The 407-nt window shown below is 73.7% G+C and carries 1 pseudogene; it reads left to right on the forward strand.

Going from position 1 to position 407, the window contains the following annotated elements:
* Positions 1–407 (forward strand): annotated as a pseudogene (locus tag G3I78_RS49760) (hypothetical protein); the annotation flags it as partial.

Below are 407 nucleotides of genomic sequence, written 5' to 3' on the forward strand. Positions count from 1 at the left end.
GCCATGATCGGCGACCTCGGCGACGAACGGGACGAGGAGTCGCTGCCCGGAAGCCGCCTGCTGCTCTCCACCCAGGACATCGGCGTGCTCCTGCAGCCGCTCGGCACCGGAGAGCTGATGCGCACCGTCGTCGCCAACGGCGAGGGGTGCCTGTGGGGCGGGCGCGTCAAGCCCGGCGAGTACCTGGCCGCGGTCACCGACACGGCCGACGGTGCCGACGCAATGGACGCGTCCATGAACGCCCTGGTCAGCCGGATCCGTACGGAGGTGCACCGGCTCTCCGACGAACTGCCCGGCGGGGACCCGGCGGCCAAGCCCGGTCTCTCGGCCGTCGACGGCGGACGCACGCCGCTGCGCGTCGACTTCGGTACGGCCGCCACGCCCGAGCGCGCCGACGAGGAGCGGCT

The sequence above is a fragment of the Streptomyces sp. SID13726 genome, assembly GCF_010548375.1.
GTDB lineage: Bacteria > Actinomycetota > Actinomycetes > Streptomycetales > Streptomycetaceae > Streptomyces.